This window comes from Pseudomonas lijiangensis, from assembly GCF_018968705.1.
Lineage (GTDB): Bacteria > Pseudomonadota > Gammaproteobacteria > Pseudomonadales > Pseudomonadaceae > Aquipseudomonas > Aquipseudomonas lijiangensis.
The window spans coordinates 68,187-87,730 of record NZ_CP076668.1 but is presented as its reverse complement, the minus strand read 5'-3'; the positions used below and the strand labels follow the sequence as shown (position 1 = coordinate 87,730).

The window sequence follows — 19,544 nt, the reverse complement described above, 5'->3', positions numbered from 1 at the left end:
GGTGACTTCCACTTCAGGCAAATGGCTTCAGCAGTGTTTTGTCGGTAATGTTTGAATCCAATAGCGCTATCCCGTGGAGATGTCGTCACATGGACATTCGCACTCTGAAAAATCTCATGCAAGTCGCCCAGTGCGGCTCCCTGACCGCCGCGTCCGAAATCTGCTGCCTCAGTGTCCAGGCACTGGCCGCGCAGTTGAACAAGGTCGAAGCGCAGTTTGGCTTCAAGCTTTTCAAGCGCTCCAACAAGGGCCTGACCCTGACCAGTGCAGGCCAGGAACTTGAACCCTACATGGAACAGGTGCTGGAAGCTTCCCGGCAACTGGACAACAAGGTGGCCGCGCTCAATGTGTCGTCCTCGCGGATCCTGCGGGTTGCGCTCAACAGCACCTTGTCGAGTGAGGTCAACCGCTGCATCGTGGCGCGCATGATCGAGGCCTTCGACGATTGCCAGCTGGAGTTCAGCTACGCCGAGTCGGTGGAGAACCTGAGCAAGCTCAATCACGAGAGCTTCGACATGGCCGTGCTGATCGGGCCGCAATCCATAAGGCCCAGCGTTCTTCTACCCTTCGTGCAGGTCCAGGTCGTGGGCGTGCATTGCGGGCCGAAGGATACGCCGCTGTCTTCGCTCAACGAAAAGCTCCAGGTTCGCCCCAGCAGCAGTTGCCCGTACTCCGAAAGCTTCCAGCGCTTCATTGCCGGTGGCACGCCCAAGAAAGGCAAGCCGCCCAGTATTGTGTACTCGGGCAGCGAAACGCTGACGCTTTCCCTGATCAGGCAGCTGGACGGCATTGGCCTGGTATCCAGGAGCGTTGCCGAACACAGCGGCCTGACCATCGTGCCCGGCTTCGAGGACTCGCTGGAAGTGCATCTGGTGGTGAACAATTCGAGCCTGTCATGCCAGGCCCTGAATTACGTCGTCCACACGGCATTACAGGACAGCGCTGATAGCAATGTAGGCCGCCACACCCAGCGCCACACTGAGAAACAGATTCCTGCTCAGGTATGCGCATAACAGCGTCGGGATCGCGGCAAGAAACTCGGGACGATCCAGTTGCAGTTGCTGGTTCTTGATCAGCAGCGGCGTTACGGTAATGGCGGCAACGATCGCCACGGGCAGGTATTCCAGCGCCTTGGCGATAAAGTCCGGCCAGTGTTCGGTATTGACCTGCAACGGCAATGTGCGTGGCAGCAGCGTGACGGCGACCATCGCCGCCACCGCCAGAATCAGGAACGTTTGTTCAGGCATAGTCCGGCTCCGCAACCCAGAAGTGTGGCGATAAATACGTTAAAGGCAGAATCGCCCAGCAGGCTGAGCCCGCCCATGGCAACCACGGCCACCAGTGCCGCAATAAGCTTCTTGCGGGTATCGCACAGCGAAACCAGCACATACAGCATCATGGCGCTCAAGGCGTAGTCGAGTTTGTAGCTCACCAGATGCGCCGCATATTGCGCGCACAGGGCACCGATCAGGCCACCGGCTACCCACGCGGTGTGGCAGTAGAGGTTGAAACCGATCAGGTAACGGGCCGTGACCGGCTTGTCCTTGCCGAGCCGCACGCTGTGGAAGGCAAACGACTCGTCGGTCAGTTGCGCGCCATAGCAGAAGCGCTCCAGGCGGCTCAGCTTCAGGGCGCGCAAGGCCTTGGCCATGTACACCGACATCAGCATGTGCCGGGCATTGATCAGGAAGGTCGTGAGGATGATGGTCGGCAGCGAAGCCCCCGCGCTCATCAGCGCCAGGGCGGCGAACTGTGAAGCACCGGCATACACGAACAGACACATCGCGACCGGCAGCCAGAGCGGAAAGCCCGCATTGATCGCCATGAGCCCGAACACGAAGGCCACGGCAAAGTAGCCGGCCACGACCGGGCTGGCTTCGGCAAACGCACTGGATTTCTGCTTGGGAACCGGCATGGTTTGATCGATCGATAGCTTGCTCAAAGGTCTTTCTCGCAAGTGATTTCGCCTTTGGGTTCATGAAAACCCAGGCTATTCCAGAAATTGCGCCCCACCAGATTATCGCCGTCGACGAACAGGAACATGCGTCGCACATTGAGGCGCTTCATATCTGCGGTGGCTGCATCCACCAGACACTGCCCGACGCCCTGACCACGATACTCGGGGCTGACCGCCAGATGATTGATGGTTCCGCGAGTCCCCAATACCCCACCCAGAACCGCACCCACGACATCACCTTTGGCGTCCTTGGCCAGATAGGCGATGGTGGTTTCGCGGGTCAGGATCCGCTGCAGGCATTTGGTGTCCTGCCATTGGCAGAAAGCAACTTCCTTGAAGGACCGGAAAAAACTCTCCAGCAGTGCGGCATCCTGATAAGTCGCTCGCTTGAGAAGGGCTATTTCTGCAGGTTCGAGATTTTCAGCGAACAATGTCAAAAGACGTCCCCGGCAAGGAAAATGAAATAGCCATGATCTGACGATAGGCCATTTTGTGCGGGTCGCGATTGCTGGCAGGCGTTACGTAATGGCGCATTTCCCGGTCCAGAAAGAAAGTGGTGTCCAGCACTTCATCGTAGGTGAGTGCCGCCAGTTGTTCTTCCTGAGTGTTGTACAGTCGGCTCTGGGCGCCCTCGACGTTCTGCTTGCCCCAGAAATGAACGCCGCTGAAAGGGTAACCATCGCAATGGATGCCTTCGGGAGTGATTTCCAGCGTCTTGCCCGGTTTGATCTCGATACGGATCTGATGGATCTGGCATTGCCAGACCTTGCTGTGCAGCTCCGGCGGAAGTACGTGCTTATAGACTTCGAAATCCAGGTCTATAAGGCTGCGCACCACCGGTGAGGCGATGACTTCTTCGGAAAAGTCCTGAAAGTGCCGCTCCATACCGCCAACGTAGCGGTTATGGGCAGTGGACTGGACATAAGCTCGATGCTCGAGTTGGCGCAGGTCGCGAGTGACAGGGTTGTACTCAAAGTCGCTATAGCGGCGAAACCGCATGCCTGCATCGGCCTGCCCGTAGTACTTGTCTTCTTCCATGTTCTCCCAGCTCTTGGTGAGCCGGATGAAATCGGCGAAATGACCGTACAGACTAAAATCGCTGCCTAGAACATTTGCAAACTTGTCACGTTGTAGCGAGTGGCCAACTTCCTTGTTCAAGACAAGCATTTTCAGGGTCCTTTTCTACGATGAGCGCCTAATTTAGACGTCACGGCAGATAGTTCCATGAAAAAGAATTTCAGGCGTATCAAGCCCTGATTGATGACCCTGAAGGGCTGCCGTCAGCAGCAGGCAGCCCCTTTCGCATATGCTACTGAATCAATTCAGTACGCCATCGAGGATAGCGTAGACGATACCTGTGCCCACGGCGATCAAGACCACATCGGTGCCCATGCGACGCCACTCGTAACCGTCATAACGCGGCAGGTATTGCAACGAACGGGCGTCCAGACGTTTGCCATAGCCGGGCGGAAGGGGTTTACCCTTGACGATGCGTACACCCGGCGGCAGCGGCTGGCCTCGCCCGATCACATCACGGTGCTGCTGGAAGGTCTGGCGAACCTGACCAAAGTCCTGAGGTGGGCGATTGCCGCCACGCTTGTCCTGATGGCCCGGATTACCATTGCCTTTGTTGCCGCCATTACCACGGTCACCGGGCCCGCCATTGTTCTGCGGCCCCTGGTGCTGACCACCCCGATTGTCATCACGACCGTCACGCTGATCCGGTGGTGCAGCCTGCAACAGCGGACTGGCACCGATCAGCAAGATACCCAGACCGGCAATAAAACGGCTTGGCAGTTTCATGAAGGTTTACCTCAGTATTCAATGGCTCAAAAAAGGGTTCAGGACCTTGGTCATGAACCCTTGTGTCTCGCTACATAGAATAGCTAATGGCGTATTGATTCCTCTGTATCAGGAACTTTACCTTCAGGCGTGACGAGCCTGGCGCACACCGTTCGCAAGCGCGGCACACAGACTCAGCACACCATCCACAGCCTCTTCAGGCGATTTGGCTGTAGCGATCTTGTCCACCAGCGCCGAACCGACCACCACGCCATCGGCCAGACGCGCGATAGCAGCGGCCTGCTCCGGCGTACGGATGCCGAAACCGACACTGATAGGCAGGCTGGTATGGCGACGCAGCCGTGCAATGGCTTCGGTGACGTGCTCGGTGGTGGCCGAACCGGCACCGGTCACACCGGCGACGGACACGTAGTAGACGAAACCGGAGCTGCGCTCCAGTACACGTGGCAGACGTGCGTCATCGGTGGTGGGCGTGGTCAGGCGAATGAAATCGATACCCGAAGCCTGGGCAGGCGTGGCCAGCTCGGCGTCGTGCTCGGGCGGCAGGTCGACGATGATCAGCCCGTCCACCCCGGCATCCTTGGCAGCCGCGACAAAAGCGTCCACACCAAAGCGGTGAATCGGGTTGTAGTAACCCATCAGCACGATAGGTGTGGTCTGGTCTTCGGTACGGAACTCGCTGACCATCTGCAGGGTTTTCAGCAGCGTCTGGCCAGCGTCCAGGGCGCGCAGGGTCGCCAGCTGAATCGCGACACCGTCGGCCATCGGATCGGTGAAGGGCATGCCCAGCTCGATCACGTCAGCGCCAGCCGCTGGCAGTCCTTTGAGGACTTTCAGGGAAGTGTCATAGCCAGGGTCGCCAGCGGTGATGAAAGTCACCAGTGCCGCACGGCCTTCGGTTTTCAGCTGGGCGAAACGTTGCTCAAGACGGCTCATACCGACTTCTCCTGGTTCTGTTCAGCAGCGGCCATGTGGCTCATTACGGTTTGCATGTCTTTGTCACCGCGACCGGAGAAGCACACGACCATCAGATGGTCACTGCTCAGGGTAGGAGCACGCCTGATGGCTTCGGCCAGGGCGTGGGCGGTTTCCAGGGCCGGAATGATGCCTTCGAGTCGGCAGCATTGATGGAAAGCCTGCAGGGCTTCTTCGTCGGTGATGTTGACGTACTCGGCGCGCTTCACTTCATGCAGGTAGGCGTGCTCGGGGCCGATGCCCGGGTAGTCCAGGCCGGCGGAAATCGAGTGGGCGTCAGCGATCTGGCCGTCTTCGTTCTGCAGCAGGTAAGTGCGGTTGCCGTGCAATACGCCGGGGACGCCGCCGTTGAGGCTGGCTGCGTGCTTGTCGGTGCCGATGCCGTGACCACCGGCCTCGACGCCAATGATTTGCACGCTGGCATCATCGAGGAACGGATGGAACAGGCCCATGGCGTTGGAACCACCGCCCACGCACGCCACCAGACTGTCCGGCAGACGTCCTTCCTTCTCGTGCATCTGGGCCTTGGTTTCCTTGCCGATGATGGACTGGAAATCACGAACCATCGCCGGATACGGGTGTGGACCCGCCACGGTCCCGATCAGGTAGAAGGTGTCTTCGACGTTGGTCACCCAGTCACGCAGGGCTTCGTTCATGGCGTCTTTCAGGGTGCCGGTGCCGGAAGTGACCGGCACGATTTCGGCGCCCAGCAGCTTCATGCGGAACACGTTGGCCTGCTGACGCTCGATGTCGGTCGCGCCCATGTAGATCACGCAAGGCAGGCCAAAACGGGCGGCGACGGTGGCCGTGGCAACGCCGTGCATGCCTGCACCGGTTTCCGCGATCAGACGCTTCTTGCCCATGCGCTTGGCCAGCAGGATCTGGCCGATGCAGTTGTTGATCTTGTGCGCGCCGGTGTGGTTCAGCTCTTCACGCTTGAAGTAGATTTTTGCGCCGCCGCAGGCCTCGGTCAGGCGCTCGGCGAAATACAGCGGGTTCGGGCGGCCGACATAGTCGCGCTGGAAGTAGGCCAGTTGCTCGGCGAATTCAGGATCGGCCTTGGCGGCTTCGTACTCGCGGTTCAGGTCAAGCACCAGCGGCATGAGGGTTTCAGCCACGTAGCGTCCACCAAATGAGCCGAACAGGCCGTTGGCGTCAGGGCCGCTGCGATAGTGGGTCTGGGTCATGGGGGCTCCAGTTGCAGTCTTGGGCGAATGGGTTGAGCCGTATCGGCAATGGGCTCACTTTAACCAGCGCACGCCCGGATGAAAACCGATAAGATCGCCACAACCTGTCAGGAAAACTCACAGATACCATGAGCCGCGACCTTCCTCCCCTCAATGCCTTGCGCGCCTTTGAAGCCACCGCCCGCCTGGGCAGCGTCAGTCAGGCAGCAGAACAGCTGCATGTGACCCACGGTGCGGTCAGCCGCCAGCTGAAAGCGCTGGAGGAACATTTGGGTGTCAGCCTTTTCAGCAAGGACGGGCGCGGCCTGAAACTCACAGATGCCGGTGTACGTTTGCGCGAAGTCAGCGGAGAAGCTTTCGACCGCCTGCGCGATGTGTGCGCCGAGCTGAGCCAGGGCAGTGCGGATGCTCCGTTCGTGCTGGGCTGTTCAGGCAGCCTGCTGGCACGCTGGTTCATTCCGCGACTGGGACGTCTGAATGCCGAGTTGCCGGACCTGCGCCTGCATCTTTCGGCAGGCGAGGGCGATCTGGACCCACGCCGACCCGGTCTGGATGCGCTGCTGGTCTTTGCCGAACCGCCATGGCCGGCTGACATGCAGGTTTTCGAGCTGGCCAGCGAGCGTATCGGCCCGGTGCTGAGTCCACGCTTCAGCCGTTTCGAGGCATTGCGGCAGGCTCCGGCTCAAGCGCTGTCGAGCGAAACCCTGTTGCAGACCACATCACGCCCGCAAGCCTGGCCAAGCTGGGCGCTGCAAAACGGGATCGATCCGCAGGCGCTACGTTACGGTCAGGGTTTCGAGCATTTGTATTATTTGCTGGAGGCCGCAGTGGCAGGACTGGGCATTGCCATTGCGCCCGAGCCGCTGGTCACGGATGACCTGCGGGCCGGGCGCCTGGCGGCACCCTGGGGTTTCAGCGAAACCCCGGCACGACTTGCACTCTGGGTGCCCCGACGCGCTGTAGACGGTCGGGCGCAGCAGTTGGCTCAATGGTTGAAAAACGAGCTGGAGCGCTCCATAGAGCCGATCAAAAAATGATCAGTCGCCGCGTTTGATCAACAGGTAGGCAGCAAGCAGGCCGATAGCCCCGACTGCAACACCCGCGGTGGTCCAGGGATGTTCCTGGGCATAGTCACGCGTGGCAATTGCGTTTTCACGAGTCTTGACCTTCACGTCCTCGTAGAGATCGCTGAGCAGATGACGCGAATGGCTCAACGCATTTTCAGCATTGGCCTTGAGGCTTTTCAGCGTCTTGCGCGATTCCTCGGAAGCATCACCTTTGAGGCTTTCCAAAGACTTGAGAAGGCTCTCGATCTCCGCTTCCATGCTTTGCAACGAGGCTTTACGAAGTGAATTGCTAGCCATGGTATTTCTCCTGCTGTGGTGAGTAGGTGTGTTGTTTCCGACTCCAGGCTTTTTGGAAAGTGCGATGGTATTTGTGCAAAGTGCTGAACTTTTCTCTGCCTTTTCCTGACAGAACCTTTAAGCGCCGCCATTGCTGCGCCTCTGAAGGCTACCAAGGAGAACTGCCATGAGTGATCACCATACCTACAAGAAGATCGAGCTGGTTGGCTCGTCTACCACCAGTATTGAAGATGCCATCAACAATGCGATTGCAGAGGCCAGCAAGAGCCTTCAGTACCTGGAGTGGTTCGAAGTGACCGAAACCCGCGGGCACATCGAAAACGGCAAGGTTGCGCACTATCAGGTGACCCTCAAGGTCGGCTTTCGGATTGCCAATAGCTGACAGGTTCTGAAGCTTTTAACTGGCCGTTTGCCATAAATTCCGCTACAGATAGAGACCTCTGCCGCGCATCACTGCGTGGCAGTTGCCATTGCGCGCTTCATTTTGGAGTGCCTGGAATTTGTCAACACGAGGGAGTGTCATTGATGAAGAAGTTTCTATTGGTAGCAGCCTTGCTGAGCTTTGCAGGAACCACCATGGCAGCGGGCAAGAATTGCGAAGAACTGAAAGCGGAAGTTGATGCGAAGCTCCAGTCGCTCAATGTGAAATCCTACACCCTGCAAATCGTCACGAACGAAGAGGTGAAGGATCGCAAAATCGTAGGCACCTGCGCAGCGGGCACCCACAAGCTCATCTACACCCGCAACTGACCCGGGTCCGCACACAGTCAAGGCACATACAAAACTTGTGGGAGGCAGCTTGCTGGCGAAAAAAGCCTGCAACCGGCAGATATTCTGCGTCGTGCGCTGAAGTCGCCAGCAAGCTGCCTCCCACAAAGTCATTCAATCACCAGCACCGCCTTCCCGGATAAATCCGGCCCCACATTTATCCCTGCGCGACCTGCGCCAGGATTTCATACGATCGCAAGCGGTCCTCGTGCTCGTACATGTCGCAGGTGAAGATCAACTCATCGGCATCGGTCTGCTCCAGCAGCACATCCAGCTTGGCGCGGATCTTTTCAGGACCGCCCACCATCGCCAGCCCCAGGAAACTCGCAACGGCCTCTCGCTCGTGGGGCAACCACAGTTTGTCCATGGATTCGACCGGCGGACGCTGCACCAGGCTATGCCCGCGCATCAGCGCCAGAATGCGCTGGTAGACCGACGTCGCCAGGTACTCGGCACGCTCGTCGGTGTCGGCGGCAGATAACGGCACACCCAGCATCACATAAGGTTTGTCGAGCACTTCGGAAGGCTGGAAGTGATTGCGATAGACGCGAATCGCCTCATGCATGTAGCGCGGCGCGAAATGCGAGGCAAAGGCATAAGGCAGCCCGCGCATCCCGGCCAGTTGCGCACTGAACAGGCTCGACCCCAACAACCAGATCGGCACATTGGTGCCTGAGCCCGGCACAGCGATCACTTTTTGATCAGGCGTACGCGGCCCCAGGTAGTCCATCAGTTCGGTGACGTCGTCGGGGAAATCATCGGCGCTGCCGGAGCGCTCGCGACGCAATGCCCGGGCCGTCATCTGGTCCGAGCCCGGTGCGCGTCCCAGGCCCAGGTCGATACGACCGGGATAGAGACTGGCCAGGGTGCCGAACTGCTCGGCAATCACCAGCGGAGCATGGTTGGGCAGCATGACGCCGCCAGCCCCCACGCGAATCGTCGACGTGCCGCCCGCCAGGTAGGCCAACAGCACAGAAGTCGCAGAACTCGCGATGCCGTCCATGTTGTGGTGCTCGGCAACCCAGAAGCGGTTATAGCCCAGCTTCTCGACATGCTGAGCCAGGTTCAGGGAATTGCGCAGTGAGTCTGCGGGACCTTTGTCCTGGCGCACGGGCACCAGGTCCAGGGTGGAAATCTTTACATCCGGCAAACGTTTCATAGGCCGCTGCTTCTCCTCGAAATGTGTTGGGCTGAGCCCATGATGAAACAGCAGTGCGGGCGCAAGCGCTGCTTTTCAATGGCAACCCCCAAAAAAGACCTACTAAAACACTAGGACTTATCCGTTGAACTTTCCAAAGCCGTCTATCCTCAGAAACTTGGCTACGTTTGAACATTACCGATTTCAACAGGAGGCATCATGAGCATCGTCAAGAAAGCATCAGCGCACTGGGAAGGTGATCTCAAAAGCGGTCTTGGTCATATCTCCACTGAAACAGGCGTCCTGCGCGAAGCACCTTATGGCTTCAAGGCCCGCTTCGAAGGCGGTAAAGGCACCAACCCTGAAGAGCTGATCGGCGCGGCTCATGCCGGCTGCTTCTCCATGGCCCTGTCGATGATTCTCGGAAACGCCGGCTTCACAGCCGAAAGCATCGATACCCAGGCCGAAGTGACGCTGGACCAGGACAGCGGCGGTTTTTCCATCACGGCCGTGCATCTGGTGCTCAAGGCCAAGGTGCCTGGTGCCAGCCAGCAGCAGTTCGATGAACTGACCAAACAAGCCAAAGAAGGCTGCCCGGTTTCCAAGGTACTGAATGCCAAGATCACCCTGGATGCCACGCTGCTCGGCTGATCGATAGCGTGACCCCGCAGGCCCGCACAACCCGGTTGTGCGGGTCATTTTTTTGCCTGCCAGAACCAGATGCGGGGACGGACGGTCGTATGAAGGACACTGCACAGAGAAAACGCTGTGCGTCCTATCGAAGGAATCGGCCATGAAACGTTTTGCATTGACCATCAGTTGCATCCTGCTGACGACCAGCGCACTGGCTGCGCCAAAATCCTGCGAAGAGCTCAAGGACGAGATCGAGGCCAAGATCCAGGCCAACAACGTCACGTCCTACACGCTGGAAATCGTCCCCAACGCGGAAGTCCACGACCAGAACATGGTAGTGGGGAGCTGCGACAACGGTACCCAGAAGATCATCTACCAGAGAAACGACAGCTGATCAGATGCAGTGAATATCACCCTGCTCGGCCACCACCTTGCGCTCGGCGTCGAAAAGCCTGGCCGTGATGTCGTTGGCCAGGACGCGGGCATCGATCATGTAACGCTGCCCGGCGGCAAAGTGGTCGTACTCGATATCGATGAAACAGGTGATATCAGTGTAGTCGTCACTGATCAGGCCCAGCCCGCCTGAGCGATATTCATAATCGAAGCGTATCTGTAGCTCATGACGGCCGGGAGTAACCTGAAAGTAGCGGCCATCCTCGGTATTCTTGCCATCGAGCTTGTCCGCCATCACCAGCCTGCCGGTAGTGGTGCGCATATCGACCCAGGCCATGGCAGGATCGACGGCAGGTAAAGGCGTGATGCACCCGACAAGGGTGCCGAAGGCGAGCATCAAGACTATCGGGCGCATGTCAGGCTCCGCAGATGGACGGATGAAGATGATAGTTGCGTAACACCCTGGCTGTCCTGCATAACGCGCTCTATCCCTGTATTGAAGGCCGTGTATGCCACGACTCGATGTTGTACGTCTCTGGCGCAGTTTGCCGATAGCGACGATGGTTTTGCTCTGTGGATGCTCCAGCCTCTCGTATTACGGCCAGTTGGCCAGTGGTCAGCTGCAACTGTTGCAGGCGCGGGAGCCCGTCGAGAAGATCATCGCCGACCCCGGCCGTGACCCGAAACTGCGTCAGCGCCTGGCATACGCCCAGCAGGCCCGCACCTTCGCCAGCGCCCACCTGCATCTGCCGGACAACAAGAGCTATCGCCTGTACGCCGATCTGGGCCGTCCTTATGTAGTGTGGAACGTATTCGCGACCGATGAGTTCTCGCTGGACCCCGTCATTCATTGCTTTCCGATTGCCGGTTGCGTGGCCTATCGCGGTTATTACAGCCAGGGCGGGGCACGTGGCGAGGCAGCCTTGCAGCGTCAGGCCGGCAAGGATGTGTACATGAGCGGCGTCGAGGCGTATTCGACCCTTGGCTGGTTCAACGACCCAATCCTCAGTTCCATGCTGGGCTGGGGTGATGAACGACTGGCAACGCTGATCTTTCACGAACTGGCGCATCAGCGCTTTTATGTGAAGGACGACACCGAGTTCAATGAGTCCTACGCCAGCTTCGTGGAGCAGGAAGGCACTCGCCAGTGGCGTGCAGCACGGGGTCTGCCGCCGGAAAACGTTTCGCAGTCCACACGCCGGGATCAGTTCATTCGCCTGGTGCTCGACACACGGGAACGGCTCAAAGCGCTGTATCGTCAGCCGCTGACAACCGAGGTCATGCGCGCGCGCAAAGCCACCGAATTCGAGCGCTTGCGCCGTGAATACCGGCAGGTGCGTGACGAGCAATGGGGCGGCGACAAACGCTTCGACGGCTGGATCAATTCACCGATGAACAACGCCAAGCTGCTGCCTTTCGGGCTCTATGACCAGTGGGTGCCAGCCTTTGAGGCGCTGTTCAGACAGGTGAATGGGGATTGGGTAGCATTCTTTGAGGCGGTGGAGAAGCTGGGTTCGCTGCCTGTCGTAGAACGCAAGGCCAGGTTGCAGAGACTTCAGATTCGCGAATAAATTCGCTCCAACGGCCGTAGGAGCGAATTCATTCGCGAAAGGCCTCACGCATCTCGGCCATGGTCACAAAGTGATAGGTCGGTGACTGCGCCGTCAGTTCCTCATGGCTGCCAAAGCCATAACCCACGGCCGCCACATCCAGACCGTTGCGCAGGCCGCCGATAAGATCGTGCTTGCGGTCGCCGATCATCAGGGTCTGTTTGGGGCCCAGGCCTTCCTGCTCCAGCAGATGAGCGATCAGCTCCACTTTATCGGTGCGGGTGCCATCCAGTTCACTGCCGTAAATCACTTTGAAATACTTGGCAAAGTCGAAGTGCCGGGCGATTTCACGGGCGAACACCCAGGGCTTCGAGGTCGCGATATAGAGCGTTCGGCCTTGGCCACTCAAGGTTTCAAGCAACTCGGGCACGCCATCGAATACCTGATTCTCATAAAGCCCGGTCACCTTGAAGCGCTCGCGATAGAAACCCACGGCTTCCCAGGCACGGGCTTCGTCCATGTCATAGAACTGCATGAACGCCTGCAGCAATGGAGGGCCGATGAAGTGTTCAAGCCGAGTGATGTCCGGCTCGTCGATCCCCAGCTTCGCCAAGGCAAACTGGATAGAACGGGTTATCCCCAGACGCGGGTCGGTCAGTGTGCCGTCGAGGTCGAACAGAATATTCTGGTAATGCATGAAGTCTCGCCAGTAGTGCGTAAAGGGCCTGTGGATAACTCAGGGCTGGTCGTAACCTTCGGCCAGATGCTGATCCTTGAGCTTCACGTAATTGCTCGCACTATAAGGGAAAAAGGCAATTTCCTTTTCAGTGAGAGGCCGGGCCTGCTTGACCGGACGCCCCACATACAGAAACCCGCTTTCCAGCACTTTACCGGGCGGCACCAGGCTGCCAGCGCCGATGATGACCTCATCCTCGACCACCGCGCCGTCCATGATGGTCGTCCCCATGCCGATCAGAATCCGGTTGCCGATGGTGCAACCATGCAGCATCGCCTTGTGGCCGATAGTTACCTCGTCGCCAATCAGTAATGGAAAACCGTCAGGGTTGAAAGGTCCCGCATGGGTAATGTGCAACACACTGCCATCCTGCACGCTGGTGCGGGCACCGATACGGATGCGGTGCATGTCGCCGCGGATCACGGTCAGTGGCCAGACGGAGCTGTCTGCACCGATCTCGACATCGCCGATCACCACCGCCGAATGATCGACGAATGCTCGCTCGCCAAGGGCTGGGGTGTGGTCCTGGAACTTGCGAATGGCCACGATAGACTCCTTCTTTACGGGTGATAGAGGCGCGATTCAGGTTTGAGTGCTGCGGTCGGCGTCGATTGTAATTAAGATGCATGAGTGTTTCTTCCAGCCAAGGTGCAAAACCGTGAGCGCGAACAACCCTCTTCTGCAATCGTACGACCTGCCTCCTTTCTCGGCGATCCGTGCCGAGCACGTAAAACCTGCCATCGAGCAGATCCTGGCCGATAACCGCGCCGCGATTGCCGACATTCTTGCCAAGCAGGGTTCGACCCCCACCTGGGCCGGTCTGATACTGGCGATGGATGAATTGAATGACCGCCTGGGCGCCGCCTGGAGCCCGGTCAGCCATCTGAACGCCGTCTGCAACAGCGCCGAGCTGCGTGAAGCCTACGAGTCGTGCCTGCCTGCACTGAGCGCCTACTCCACCGAAATGGGCCAGAACCGCGCGCTGTTCCAGGCCTATGAAGCCCTGGCCAACAGCCCGGAAGCGGCCAACTTCGACGTCGGCCAGAAGACCATCCTGGAACAGTCCCTGCGCGACTTCCGCCTTTCGGGCATCGACCTGCCGCCTGAGCAGCAGAAGCGTTATGCCCAAGTGCAGAGCAAGCTGTCGGAGCTGGGCAGCCAGTTCTCCAACCAGTTGCTCGACGCCACCCAGGCCTGGACCAAACTGGTCACTGACGAATCCGCCCTCGCGGGTCTGACCGATTCGGCCAAGCAACAGATGGCGGCTGCCGCCAAGGCCAAGGATCTGGAAGGCTTCCTGATTACCCTGGAATTCCCTAGCTATTACGCGGTAATGACTTACGCCGAAGACCGCGCACTGCGTGAAGAAGTCTACGCGGCGTACTGCACCCGCGCCTCGGATCAAGGCCCGAATGCCGGCAAGAACGACAACGGCCCGGTCATGGCCCAGATCCTCGACCTGCGTCAGGAACTGGCACAACTGCTGGGCTTCGCCAGCTTCTCCGAACTGAGCCTGGCCACCAAGATGGCCGAGTCCAGCGATCAGGTACTGAGCTTCCTGCGGGATCTGGCCAAACGCAGCAAGCCTTTTGCCGAACAGGACCTCAAGCAGCTCAAGGCGTATGCCGCCGAACAGGGCTGCCCGGATCTGCAAAGCTGGGACAGCGGTTTCTATGGCGAAAAACTGCGCGAGCAGCGCTACAGCGTTTCCCAGGAAATCCTGCGTGCCTACTTCCCGATCGACAAAGTGCTGAGCGGCCTGTTCGCCATCGTCCAGCGCCTGTACGGCATTGAAATCGCCGAACAGAAAGGCTTCGATACCTGGCATCCGGATGTGCGCCTCTTCGAGATCAAGGAAAACGGCCAGCACGTCGGGCGTTTCTTCTTCGACCTGTATGCCCGCGCCAACAAGCGTGGCGGCGCCTGGATGGATGGCGCTCGCGACCGTCGCCGTACCGCCGAAGGCCGCCTGCAGAATCCGGTGGCGAATCTGGTGTGCAACTTCACGCCAGCCGTGGGTGGCAAGCCTGCCTTGCTGACCCACGATGAAGTCACCACCCTGTTCCACGAGTTCGGCCATGGCCTGCATCACCTGCTGACCCGCGTCGAACATGCCGGTGTCTCGGGCATCAACGGCGTGGCGTGGGATGCGGTCGAGCTGCCAAGCCAGTTCATGGAAAACTGGTGCTGGGAGCCTGAAGGCCTGGCCCTGATTTCCGGTCACTACGAGAGCGGCGAAGCGCTGCCTCAGGACCTGCTGGAAAAAATGCTCGCCGCCAAGAACTTCCAGTCGGGCCTGATGATGGTCCGTCAGCTGGAATTCTCGCTGTTCGACTTCGAGCTGCATGCTACCCATGGCGACGGTCGTGGCGTGCTGGATGTGCTTGAAGGCATCCGCGATGAAGTCTCGGTGATGCGTCCGCCAGCCTATAACCGCTTCCCGAACAGCTTCGCGCACATCTTCGCGGGTGGTTACGCAGCTGGTTACTACAGCTACAAATGGGCCGAAGTGCTGTCCGCCGATGCGTTCTCCCGATTCGAGGAAGACGGTGTACTCAACGCCGAGACTGGCCGTGCCTTCCGCGAAGCCATCCTGGCCCGTGGCGGCTCCCAGGCGCCGATGGTGTTGTTCGTCGATTTCCGCGGACGCGAGCCTTCGATTGACGCACTCTTGCGTCACAGTGGCTTGAGTGAGGAAGCGGCAGCATGACCGATACACCGGTAGTCATTACCAAGAAGCGCTTCATCGCCGGGGCTGTCTGCCCGGCGTGCAGCGAGCCTGACAAGCTGAAGATGTGGAGCGAGGACGACGTGCCCCATCGCGAATGCGTGGGCTGCGGCTACAGCGATACGCTCAATGAGCAGGGTCTGTCGATTCCCAAAGAGCTGGGAACACGGGTCAACAAGGCTGCGCCAAAACCTGCCGATCCAAAGGTGCAGGGCGTGCAGTTCTTCCCGAATCCGAAGTTGAAGAAGCCGGTAGATCCGAGTTGAACGCCTGATGACAAAACGGGAAGCACCTGATCAAGTGCTTCCCGTGTCATTTAAGCTTCTGGCGTTGAAACGGGAGCGGGGGCCGCTTCTCCTTTCGCCTTATTGTTTACCATTGAAATAACCAAACGAGATTTTGCCATCAATCGATTTGCTGGCTTCAACCTTTATATCGTTGTTTTCATAAGAGGTATTGAAGCCCCGAATAGTGACAGGCCATTTAATATCGCGTTTGATGGTAATAAGTGTTCGGCCCTGAGAGAAATCGCCATAAGGATGCCCCACCAGAGAAAAAGACGTGCCCGCTTTGGCTTTCAGGATTCGGGCAGAGCGAAATTCATCATTTGAACAACCAAAGCCGTTACTTTTCATCTTGACGTTATGCACACGATTGAAAGGGACCGTACAGTCGAGATTTTTTTCGAGGTTATTGCCTTCATAAAATGCAATGGCCGCATCAGAGAAGTCACCCGGCGTTCGACTGACTTCTATACGGGAAATACTTCCATTCAGGCCATTATTGCGAACATAAATTATTTTATAGTCAGCGTTATTGCGATTCTGTTCAAAGCCTGAAACCACAACATGTTCTTTGATTCCAATGTCTCGTTTCACGTCGATAATGGCGTAATCATCTTCGCGGCTGCCACCGCCATTATCGAATACCGTGATCCGGGTGCCTTGGGTGACGCCCGATAGCGACATGGATTGAGCCTCATCGTTTTCACAACCTTGAGTCGGGAGAATAAGAGTCCGGGAGCCGCTTGGAATGGCGCAGACGGTGTCTCTTTTCCTGTCGGCATTAGAGCCTTCCCATAAATAAATGCCGCCCTGACTCAAGGTCCGCGCATAGGCAAAGGCGTCGCCGTTCCTGTAATTATTGATGCCGATGAAATTCGGCTCACTCCCGCAGTTGGCTGCACGCCGCATCAGGTACGTCAGGTTATTGTCGTACTTGGCAGAGTCAGGAATGGTTGAAGTGACGGTATGAAACTGGTTCATCAGAAACAGGCGGTTCCACTGCTTGCCTGTAGAGTTGGCGACTTTTTGGGTACCCAGAGGGACGTCTGACCAGCGTGTGGGACAGGAAAAGTTGTGTGCCGCATAAATACTGGAAGCCACACTTCCCAAGGTGTCCCACTTGTTCTGCGTCAACCAGTCTTTATCGAACAGGACGGTAATGGTCTTGCCCCCGACCCGATACTGACCACTGACTTCACGCTTATCGGTCATCATGATAAGGCGGTTATTTTTCTGGGCCATGGCTGCCAGGGTTGGCCAGCCCGAGTTATCAAAATTCGCCGGATTGAACGAGAAGTCTGCAAGCTCGGGTATTGCATTGAAGACTTCCTGCATATCGTCGCGGCTGACATAAGTTTCGAAAAATAGAGTCACAACTTCTGACTTGTTATTCCTCAGAAACGGAATGAACTCGTTTTTAAGCTGATTACCCAAGGGCCCATAGCACGCAATCGTTTTATGACACACTTTGATGCGGTTGAACCCGGGCTTTTTATCGGTATAAAGATCCAGCATGAAACCACGGACGCCATCGGACAATTGACGGGGTAGTTCCGCGAGGTTCTGATTGATTTTCTCGTAAGAGTTATGGGTTGTAACCCAGTGGTATTGATCGAACGGCTTGCTGGTGTCCGAGAAGTTGGCGGCATGAGCCGATGTCATGGCCAGTGGTAGTAGTGACGCCCCGATCAGGGACGCAAAGGCAGAGAGCGTATTCAAGACTGAAATCCTTTTCAGTATGTTCAGGATCCAACTAGATGGACCCAAGGGTTGTAAGAGCCACTCCTCATGAGGGCCACGGCGCAAATTAATAAATGAATAAGATCCACAGTGAAACCCGCTTATTGTTACAGGCTTTAAAATCGAATTTAAAAAGTTGTCCACATCCCCTTGAAGCGGATTCTGAAACCGCCCGTCTGTCAGCGAAGGAGGATTTTTTCAGGACAGAAATGAATTTTGCTGTACTGTATGAATAAACAGTATCCGAGTCATTCCTCATGGTCAGCACACCTCCGATCCGCGGCCGTGGCACCGCCACCAACCCGCACAACCGCTTTGCGCCCAGCCGGTCCGTCGCCGAGGACGATGGCTGGTATCAGGAGGTTCCGCTGACCCAGGGCACGCAGATCATCCCTGAAACGGCCAAGAGCATCATCACCCGCAACACCTCGCCGGACATTCCCTTCGATCGTTCCATCAATCCCTATCGCGGCTGTGAGCATGGCTGCATCTATTGTTTCGCAAGACCCAGCCATGCCTATTGGGACATGTCACCGGGGCTGGATTTCGAGACCAAGCTGATCGTCAAGACCAATGCGGCGGCCCTGCTGGAGCAGCAGCTTTCCAAACCCGGCTACCGTTGTGCGCCGATCACGCTGGGGGCCAATACTGATCCGTATCAGCCGATCGAGCGCGAACACCGGATCACCCGCGCAACCCTTGAGGTCTTGCTGCGCTATCGTCATCCCGTGTCCATCATCACCAAAGGCTCGCTGATTCTGCGCGACCTCGATCTGCTGGCCGAAATGGCAAAGCTGAATCTGGTGTCGGTGTTCATCAGCCTGACTACGCTGGATGACGAACTCAAATGCATTCTTGAGCCCAGGGCCGCTGCACCCAAGGCTCGTTTGCGAGCGATTCGGGTGTTGCGCCAGGCAGGCGTGCCGGTAGGTGTGTTGTGCGCGCCGATGATTCCAATGATCAACGACAGCGAACTTGAAGCCCTGCTCACTGAAGCCAGGGCAGCCGGCGCACAGAGCGCGAGCTATGTGATGCTGCGCCTGCCTCTGGAGGTGGCGCCGTTGTTCGACGAGTGGCTTAAAACACATTATCCGCAACGTGCGGAACATGTTATGAGTCTGATACGTCAAAGCCGTGGCGGTGAGGTCTACAACAGCGAGTTCGGGTCACGCATGCGGGGCGAAGGGCCTTTTGCTGATCTCCTGGCAAGGCGTTACGCGATAGCGACTGCACGTTTAGGCCTCAATCGTCGTGAGAGTTTTCATCTGGACTGCAACGCTTTTTGCCCACCGGGAGGGCAGATGTCACTCCTTTAAATGCAGGAAATGGCGTTCTAGAGCTGTCGCATTCAGTTTCACTTAAGCTTGAGTCGCTAATCTGTAAATCGGAGTGATGCCCGCGATAGCGTTCAATGGACTTGTTCGCTATGCCAGACAAGAGGGCTCAGGTCCGATTCCGGTTAGAAAAAACATGAATAATCCACATCAATCCGTCAGAGGACGAAGACATGAGAGACATGGATAAACAGCAGTCGGCTACCTCAGCCAGTGAGCAGCCTGCATTGAATAGTGCTGAGGTAGCGTTGCAGCAAATCGTGAGTGGCTTCGTGCATTTTCGTCATGAGGTCTTTCCACAGCAGGAAGAGTTGTTCAAGAAACTGGCCACGGCACAATCGCCTCGCGCCATGTTCATTACCTGCGCAGACTCGCGCATCGTGCCAGAACTCATTACCCAGAGCTCTCCAGGCGATCTTTTCGTCACTCGTAACGTCGGTAACGTCGTTCCGCCTTACGGCCAGATGAACGGCGGTGTTTCAACAGCCCTTGAGTACGCGGTTTCGGCTCTGGGCGTGCAGCACATCATCATCTGCGGGCACTCCGATTGCGGCGCAATGCGTGCCGTGCTCAACCCTGATAGCCTCGATAAAATGCCTACGGTCAAAGCCTGGCTGCGTCATGCAGAAGTTGCCCGTACGGTTGTAGAGAACAATTGCAGTTGCGGCAGCGAAAAGGAAACCATGCACGTCCTGACTCAGGAAAACGTGATCGCTCAGCTTCAACACCTGCGTACCCACCCTTCTGTTGCGTCCAAACTGGCCAGCGGTCAGTTGTTCATCCACGGTTGGGTCTACAACATCGAAACCAGTGAAATTCTGGCTTACGACTCGGACCGGGATGCATTCCTGCCACTCGATGGCGAGGGTCCGACACCCATGGCTACCCCGAAGCCACGCTTCTAGTCGCATGATTTGATTCACGACTGGCGGTAAACCCCCTCTTTGAGCCTAT

General features: G+C 57.5%; 24 protein-coding genes. 11 read left to right on the top strand and 13 right to left on the bottom strand.

Annotation, left to right across the window (positions count from 1 at the left end; translation table 11 throughout):
- Positions 1-89 precede the first annotated feature (89 nt).
- Complete coding sequence (locus tag KQP88_RS00425; RefSeq protein WP_216704546.1) at positions 90-1,013, top strand: LysR family transcriptional regulator; 924 nt, start codon at positions 90-92, stop codon at positions 1,011-1,013.
- On the opposite strand, the gene KQP88_RS00420 is transcribed toward KQP88_RS00425, so the two are convergent.
- From KQP88_RS00420 to trpB, 7 genes are all read right to left on the bottom strand, one after another.
- The gene (locus KQP88_RS00420) at positions 930-1,247 is read right to left on the bottom strand and encodes an AzlD domain-containing protein (protein ID WP_074569063.1); all 318 of its coding nucleotides are present in this window, start codon (positions 1,245-1,247) and stop codon (positions 930-932) included. The two genes, KQP88_RS00425 and KQP88_RS00420, sit on opposite strands and share 84 nt — an antisense overlap.
- Positions 1,226-1,915, bottom strand: a complete 690-nt coding sequence (locus tag KQP88_RS00415) for an AzlC family ABC transporter permease (protein ID WP_038400123.1) — start codon at positions 1,913-1,915, stop codon at positions 1,226-1,228. The genes KQP88_RS00420 and KQP88_RS00415 overlap by 22 nt, the downstream gene beginning before the upstream one ends.
- Before the next feature lie 23 nt (positions 1,916-1,938).
- A complete protein-coding gene (locus KQP88_RS00410; RefSeq protein ID WP_025257849.1) occupies positions 1,939-2,316 on the bottom strand; it encodes a GNAT family N-acetyltransferase in 378 nt (125 codons plus the stop codon).
- Positions 2,317-2,377: 61 nt separating this feature from the next.
- Positions 2,378-3,124 carry a 2OG-Fe dioxygenase family protein gene (locus KQP88_RS00405; RefSeq protein WP_200994354.1) on the bottom strand — a complete coding sequence of 249 codons (747 nt, stop codon included), beginning with the start codon at positions 3,122-3,124 and terminating at the stop codon, positions 2,378-2,380.
- Between the two features lie 150 nt (positions 3,125-3,274).
- Positions 3,275-3,760: an anti-virulence regulator CigR family protein gene (locus tag KQP88_RS00400; protein ID WP_200994353.1), complete on the bottom strand. Its 486-nt coding sequence runs from the start codon at positions 3,758-3,760 to the stop codon at positions 3,275-3,277.
- A 123-nt stretch (positions 3,761-3,883) separates the two neighbouring features.
- The gene (trpA, locus tag KQP88_RS00395; RefSeq protein WP_200994352.1) at positions 3,884-4,696 is read right to left on the bottom strand and encodes a tryptophan synthase subunit alpha; all 813 of its coding nucleotides are present in this window, start codon (positions 4,694-4,696) and stop codon (positions 3,884-3,886) included.
- Positions 4,693-5,922, bottom strand: coding sequence for a tryptophan synthase subunit beta (trpB, locus tag KQP88_RS00390; RefSeq protein ID WP_200994351.1), 1,230 nt, complete (start codon positions 5,920-5,922; stop codon positions 4,693-4,695). Before trpB ends, trpA begins: the two co-directional genes overlap by 4 nt.
- A 128-nt stretch (positions 5,923-6,050) precedes the next feature.
- Here trpB and KQP88_RS00385 point away from each other — a divergent pair, with 128 nt between their 5' ends.
- Entirely contained in the window at positions 6,051-6,959 is a 909-nt protein-coding gene (locus tag KQP88_RS00385) for a LysR family transcriptional regulator (RefSeq protein ID WP_216704545.1), read from the top strand.
- Here the strand turns inward: KQP88_RS00385 and KQP88_RS00380 are convergent, their stop codons facing one another.
- Positions 6,960-7,286, bottom strand: a complete 327-nt coding sequence (locus KQP88_RS00380; protein ID WP_200994349.1) for a DUF883 family protein — start codon at positions 7,284-7,286, stop codon at positions 6,960-6,962.
- Between the two features lie 166 nt (positions 7,287-7,452).
- Between KQP88_RS00380 and KQP88_RS00375 the strand changes: the two genes are divergently transcribed.
- Positions 7,453-7,668 (top strand): dodecin, encoded by a 216-nt coding sequence (locus tag KQP88_RS00375; RefSeq protein WP_200994348.1) that lies wholly within the window; start codon positions 7,453-7,455, stop codon positions 7,666-7,668.
- 143 nt (positions 7,669-7,811) lie between these two features.
- Positions 7,812-8,036, top strand: coding sequence for a DUF1161 domain-containing protein (locus KQP88_RS00370; protein ID WP_198723519.1), 225 nt, complete (start codon positions 7,812-7,814; stop codon positions 8,034-8,036).
- 175 nt (positions 8,037-8,211) lie between these two features.
- On the opposite strand, the gene KQP88_RS00365 is transcribed toward KQP88_RS00370, so the two are convergent.
- Complete coding sequence (locus tag KQP88_RS00365) at positions 8,212-9,213, bottom strand: LLM class flavin-dependent oxidoreductase (RefSeq protein ID WP_216704544.1); 1,002 nt, start codon at positions 9,211-9,213, stop codon at positions 8,212-8,214.
- A 198-nt stretch (positions 9,214-9,411) separates the two neighbouring features.
- On the opposite strand from KQP88_RS00365, the gene KQP88_RS00360 reads away from it, so the two are divergent.
- Entirely contained in the window at positions 9,412-9,843 is a 432-nt protein-coding gene (locus KQP88_RS00360; protein ID WP_200994346.1) for an OsmC family protein, read from the top strand.
- Positions 9,844-9,985: 142 nt separating this feature from the next.
- A complete protein-coding gene (locus tag KQP88_RS00355) occupies positions 9,986-10,219 on the top strand; it encodes a DUF1161 domain-containing protein (RefSeq protein WP_025257840.1) in 234 nt (77 codons plus the stop codon).
- On the opposite strand, the gene KQP88_RS00350 is transcribed toward KQP88_RS00355, so the two are convergent.
- A complete protein-coding gene (locus tag KQP88_RS00350; protein WP_216704543.1) occupies positions 10,220-10,633 on the bottom strand; it encodes a PA0061/PA0062 family lipoprotein in 414 nt (137 codons plus the stop codon).
- A 94-nt stretch (positions 10,634-10,727) separates the two neighbouring features.
- Between KQP88_RS00350 and KQP88_RS00345 the strand changes: the two genes are divergently transcribed.
- A complete protein-coding gene (locus KQP88_RS00345; protein WP_216704542.1) occupies positions 10,728-11,789 on the top strand; it encodes an aminopeptidase in 1,062 nt (353 codons plus the stop codon).
- Positions 11,790-11,817: 28 nt separating this feature from the next.
- On the opposite strand, the gene KQP88_RS00340 is transcribed toward KQP88_RS00345, so the two are convergent.
- Together KQP88_RS00340 and KQP88_RS00335 are read right to left on the bottom strand one after the other, a co-directional pair.
- A complete protein-coding gene (locus KQP88_RS00340; RefSeq protein WP_216704541.1) occupies positions 11,818-12,465 on the bottom strand; it encodes an HAD family hydrolase in 648 nt (215 codons plus the stop codon).
- Positions 12,466-12,504: 39 nt separating this feature from the next.
- On the bottom strand, positions 12,505-13,050 hold the full coding sequence (locus KQP88_RS00335) for a gamma carbonic anhydrase family protein (RefSeq protein ID WP_025257836.1): 546 nt from the start codon (positions 13,048-13,050) through the stop codon (positions 12,505-12,507).
- 112 nt (positions 13,051-13,162) lie between these two features.
- On the opposite strand from KQP88_RS00335, the gene prlC reads away from it, so the two are divergent.
- Positions 13,163-15,214, top strand: a complete 2,052-nt coding sequence (gene prlC / locus KQP88_RS00330; RefSeq protein WP_253950534.1) for an oligopeptidase A — start codon at positions 13,163-13,165, stop codon at positions 15,212-15,214.
- Positions 15,211-15,498 carry a YheV family putative zinc ribbon protein gene (locus tag KQP88_RS00325; RefSeq protein WP_200994341.1) on the top strand — a complete coding sequence of 96 codons (288 nt, stop codon included), beginning with the start codon at positions 15,211-15,213 and terminating at the stop codon, positions 15,496-15,498. The genes prlC and KQP88_RS00325 overlap by 4 nt, the downstream gene beginning before the upstream one ends.
- 99 nt (positions 15,499-15,597) lie before the next feature.
- On the opposite strand, the gene KQP88_RS25170 is transcribed toward KQP88_RS00325, so the two are convergent.
- Entirely contained in the window at positions 15,598-17,235 is a 1,638-nt protein-coding gene (locus KQP88_RS25170; RefSeq protein ID WP_236249935.1) for a PI-PLC domain-containing protein, read from the bottom strand.
- A 278-nt stretch (positions 17,236-17,513) separates the two neighbouring features.
- On the opposite strand from KQP88_RS25170, the gene KQP88_RS00315 reads away from it, so the two are divergent.
- Together KQP88_RS00315 and KQP88_RS00310 are read left to right on the top strand one after the other, a co-directional pair.
- Positions 17,514-18,572, top strand: coding sequence for a PA0069 family radical SAM protein (locus KQP88_RS00315; protein ID WP_198723543.1), 1,059 nt, complete (start codon positions 17,514-17,516; stop codon positions 18,570-18,572).
- Between the two features lie 191 nt (positions 18,573-18,763).
- Positions 18,764-19,495: a carbonic anhydrase gene (locus KQP88_RS00310; RefSeq protein ID WP_200994340.1), complete on the top strand. Its 732-nt coding sequence runs from the start codon at positions 18,764-18,766 to the stop codon at positions 19,493-19,495.
- The last annotated feature ends 49 nt before the right edge of the window (positions 19,496-19,544 follow it).

Coding starts and splice junctions, on each gene's coding strand:
- KQP88_RS00310 (WP_200994340.1), top strand. CDS start 18,764: ATGAGAGACATGGATAAACAGCAGTCGGCTACCTCAGCCAGTGAGCAG.
- KQP88_RS00340 (WP_216704541.1), bottom strand. CDS start 12,465: ATGCATTACCAGAATATTCTGTTCGACCTCGACGGCACACTGACCGAC.
- KQP88_RS00345 (WP_216704542.1), top strand. CDS start 10,728: ATGCCACGACTCGATGTTGTACGTCTCTGGCGCAGTTTGCCGATAGCG.
- trpB (WP_200994351.1), bottom strand. CDS start 5,922: ATGACCCAGACCCACTATCGCAGCGGCCCTGACGCCAACGGCCTGTTC.
- KQP88_RS00385 (WP_216704545.1), top strand. CDS start 6,051: ATGAGCCGCGACCTTCCTCCCCTCAATGCCTTGCGCGCCTTTGAAGCC.
- KQP88_RS00380 (WP_200994349.1), bottom strand. CDS start 7,286: ATGGCTAGCAATTCACTTCGTAAAGCCTCGTTGCAAAGCATGGAAGCG.
- KQP88_RS00325 (WP_200994341.1), top strand. CDS start 15,211: ATGACCGATACACCGGTAGTCATTACCAAGAAGCGCTTCATCGCCGGG.
- KQP88_RS00370 (WP_198723519.1), top strand. CDS start 7,812: ATGAAGAAGTTTCTATTGGTAGCAGCCTTGCTGAGCTTTGCAGGAACC.
- KQP88_RS00415 (WP_038400123.1), bottom strand. CDS start 1,915: ATGCCGGTTCCCAAGCAGAAATCCAGTGCGTTTGCCGAAGCCAGCCCG.
- KQP88_RS00425 (WP_216704546.1), top strand. CDS start 90: ATGGACATTCGCACTCTGAAAAATCTCATGCAAGTCGCCCAGTGCGGC.
- KQP88_RS00355 (WP_025257840.1), top strand. CDS start 9,986: ATGAAACGTTTTGCATTGACCATCAGTTGCATCCTGCTGACGACCAGC.
- KQP88_RS00420 (WP_074569063.1), bottom strand. CDS start 1,247: ATGCCTGAACAAACGTTCCTGATTCTGGCGGTGGCGGCGATGGTCGCC.
- trpA (WP_200994352.1), bottom strand. CDS start 4,696: ATGAGCCGTCTTGAGCAACGTTTCGCCCAGCTGAAAACCGAAGGCCGT.
- KQP88_RS00350 (WP_216704543.1), bottom strand. CDS start 10,633: ATGCGCCCGATAGTCTTGATGCTCGCCTTCGGCACCCTTGTCGGGTGC.
- KQP88_RS00360 (WP_200994346.1), top strand. CDS start 9,412: ATGAGCATCGTCAAGAAAGCATCAGCGCACTGGGAAGGTGATCTCAAA.
- KQP88_RS00375 (WP_200994348.1), top strand. CDS start 7,453: ATGAGTGATCACCATACCTACAAGAAGATCGAGCTGGTTGGCTCGTCT.
- KQP88_RS00365 (WP_216704544.1), bottom strand. CDS start 9,213: ATGAAACGTTTGCCGGATGTAAAGATTTCCACCCTGGACCTGGTGCCC.
- KQP88_RS00400 (WP_200994353.1), bottom strand. CDS start 3,760: ATGAAACTGCCAAGCCGTTTTATTGCCGGTCTGGGTATCTTGCTGATC.
- KQP88_RS00315 (WP_198723543.1), top strand. CDS start 17,514: ATGGTCAGCACACCTCCGATCCGCGGCCGTGGCACCGCCACCAACCCG.
- KQP88_RS00405 (WP_200994354.1), bottom strand. CDS start 3,124: ATGCTTGTCTTGAACAAGGAAGTTGGCCACTCGCTACAACGTGACAAG.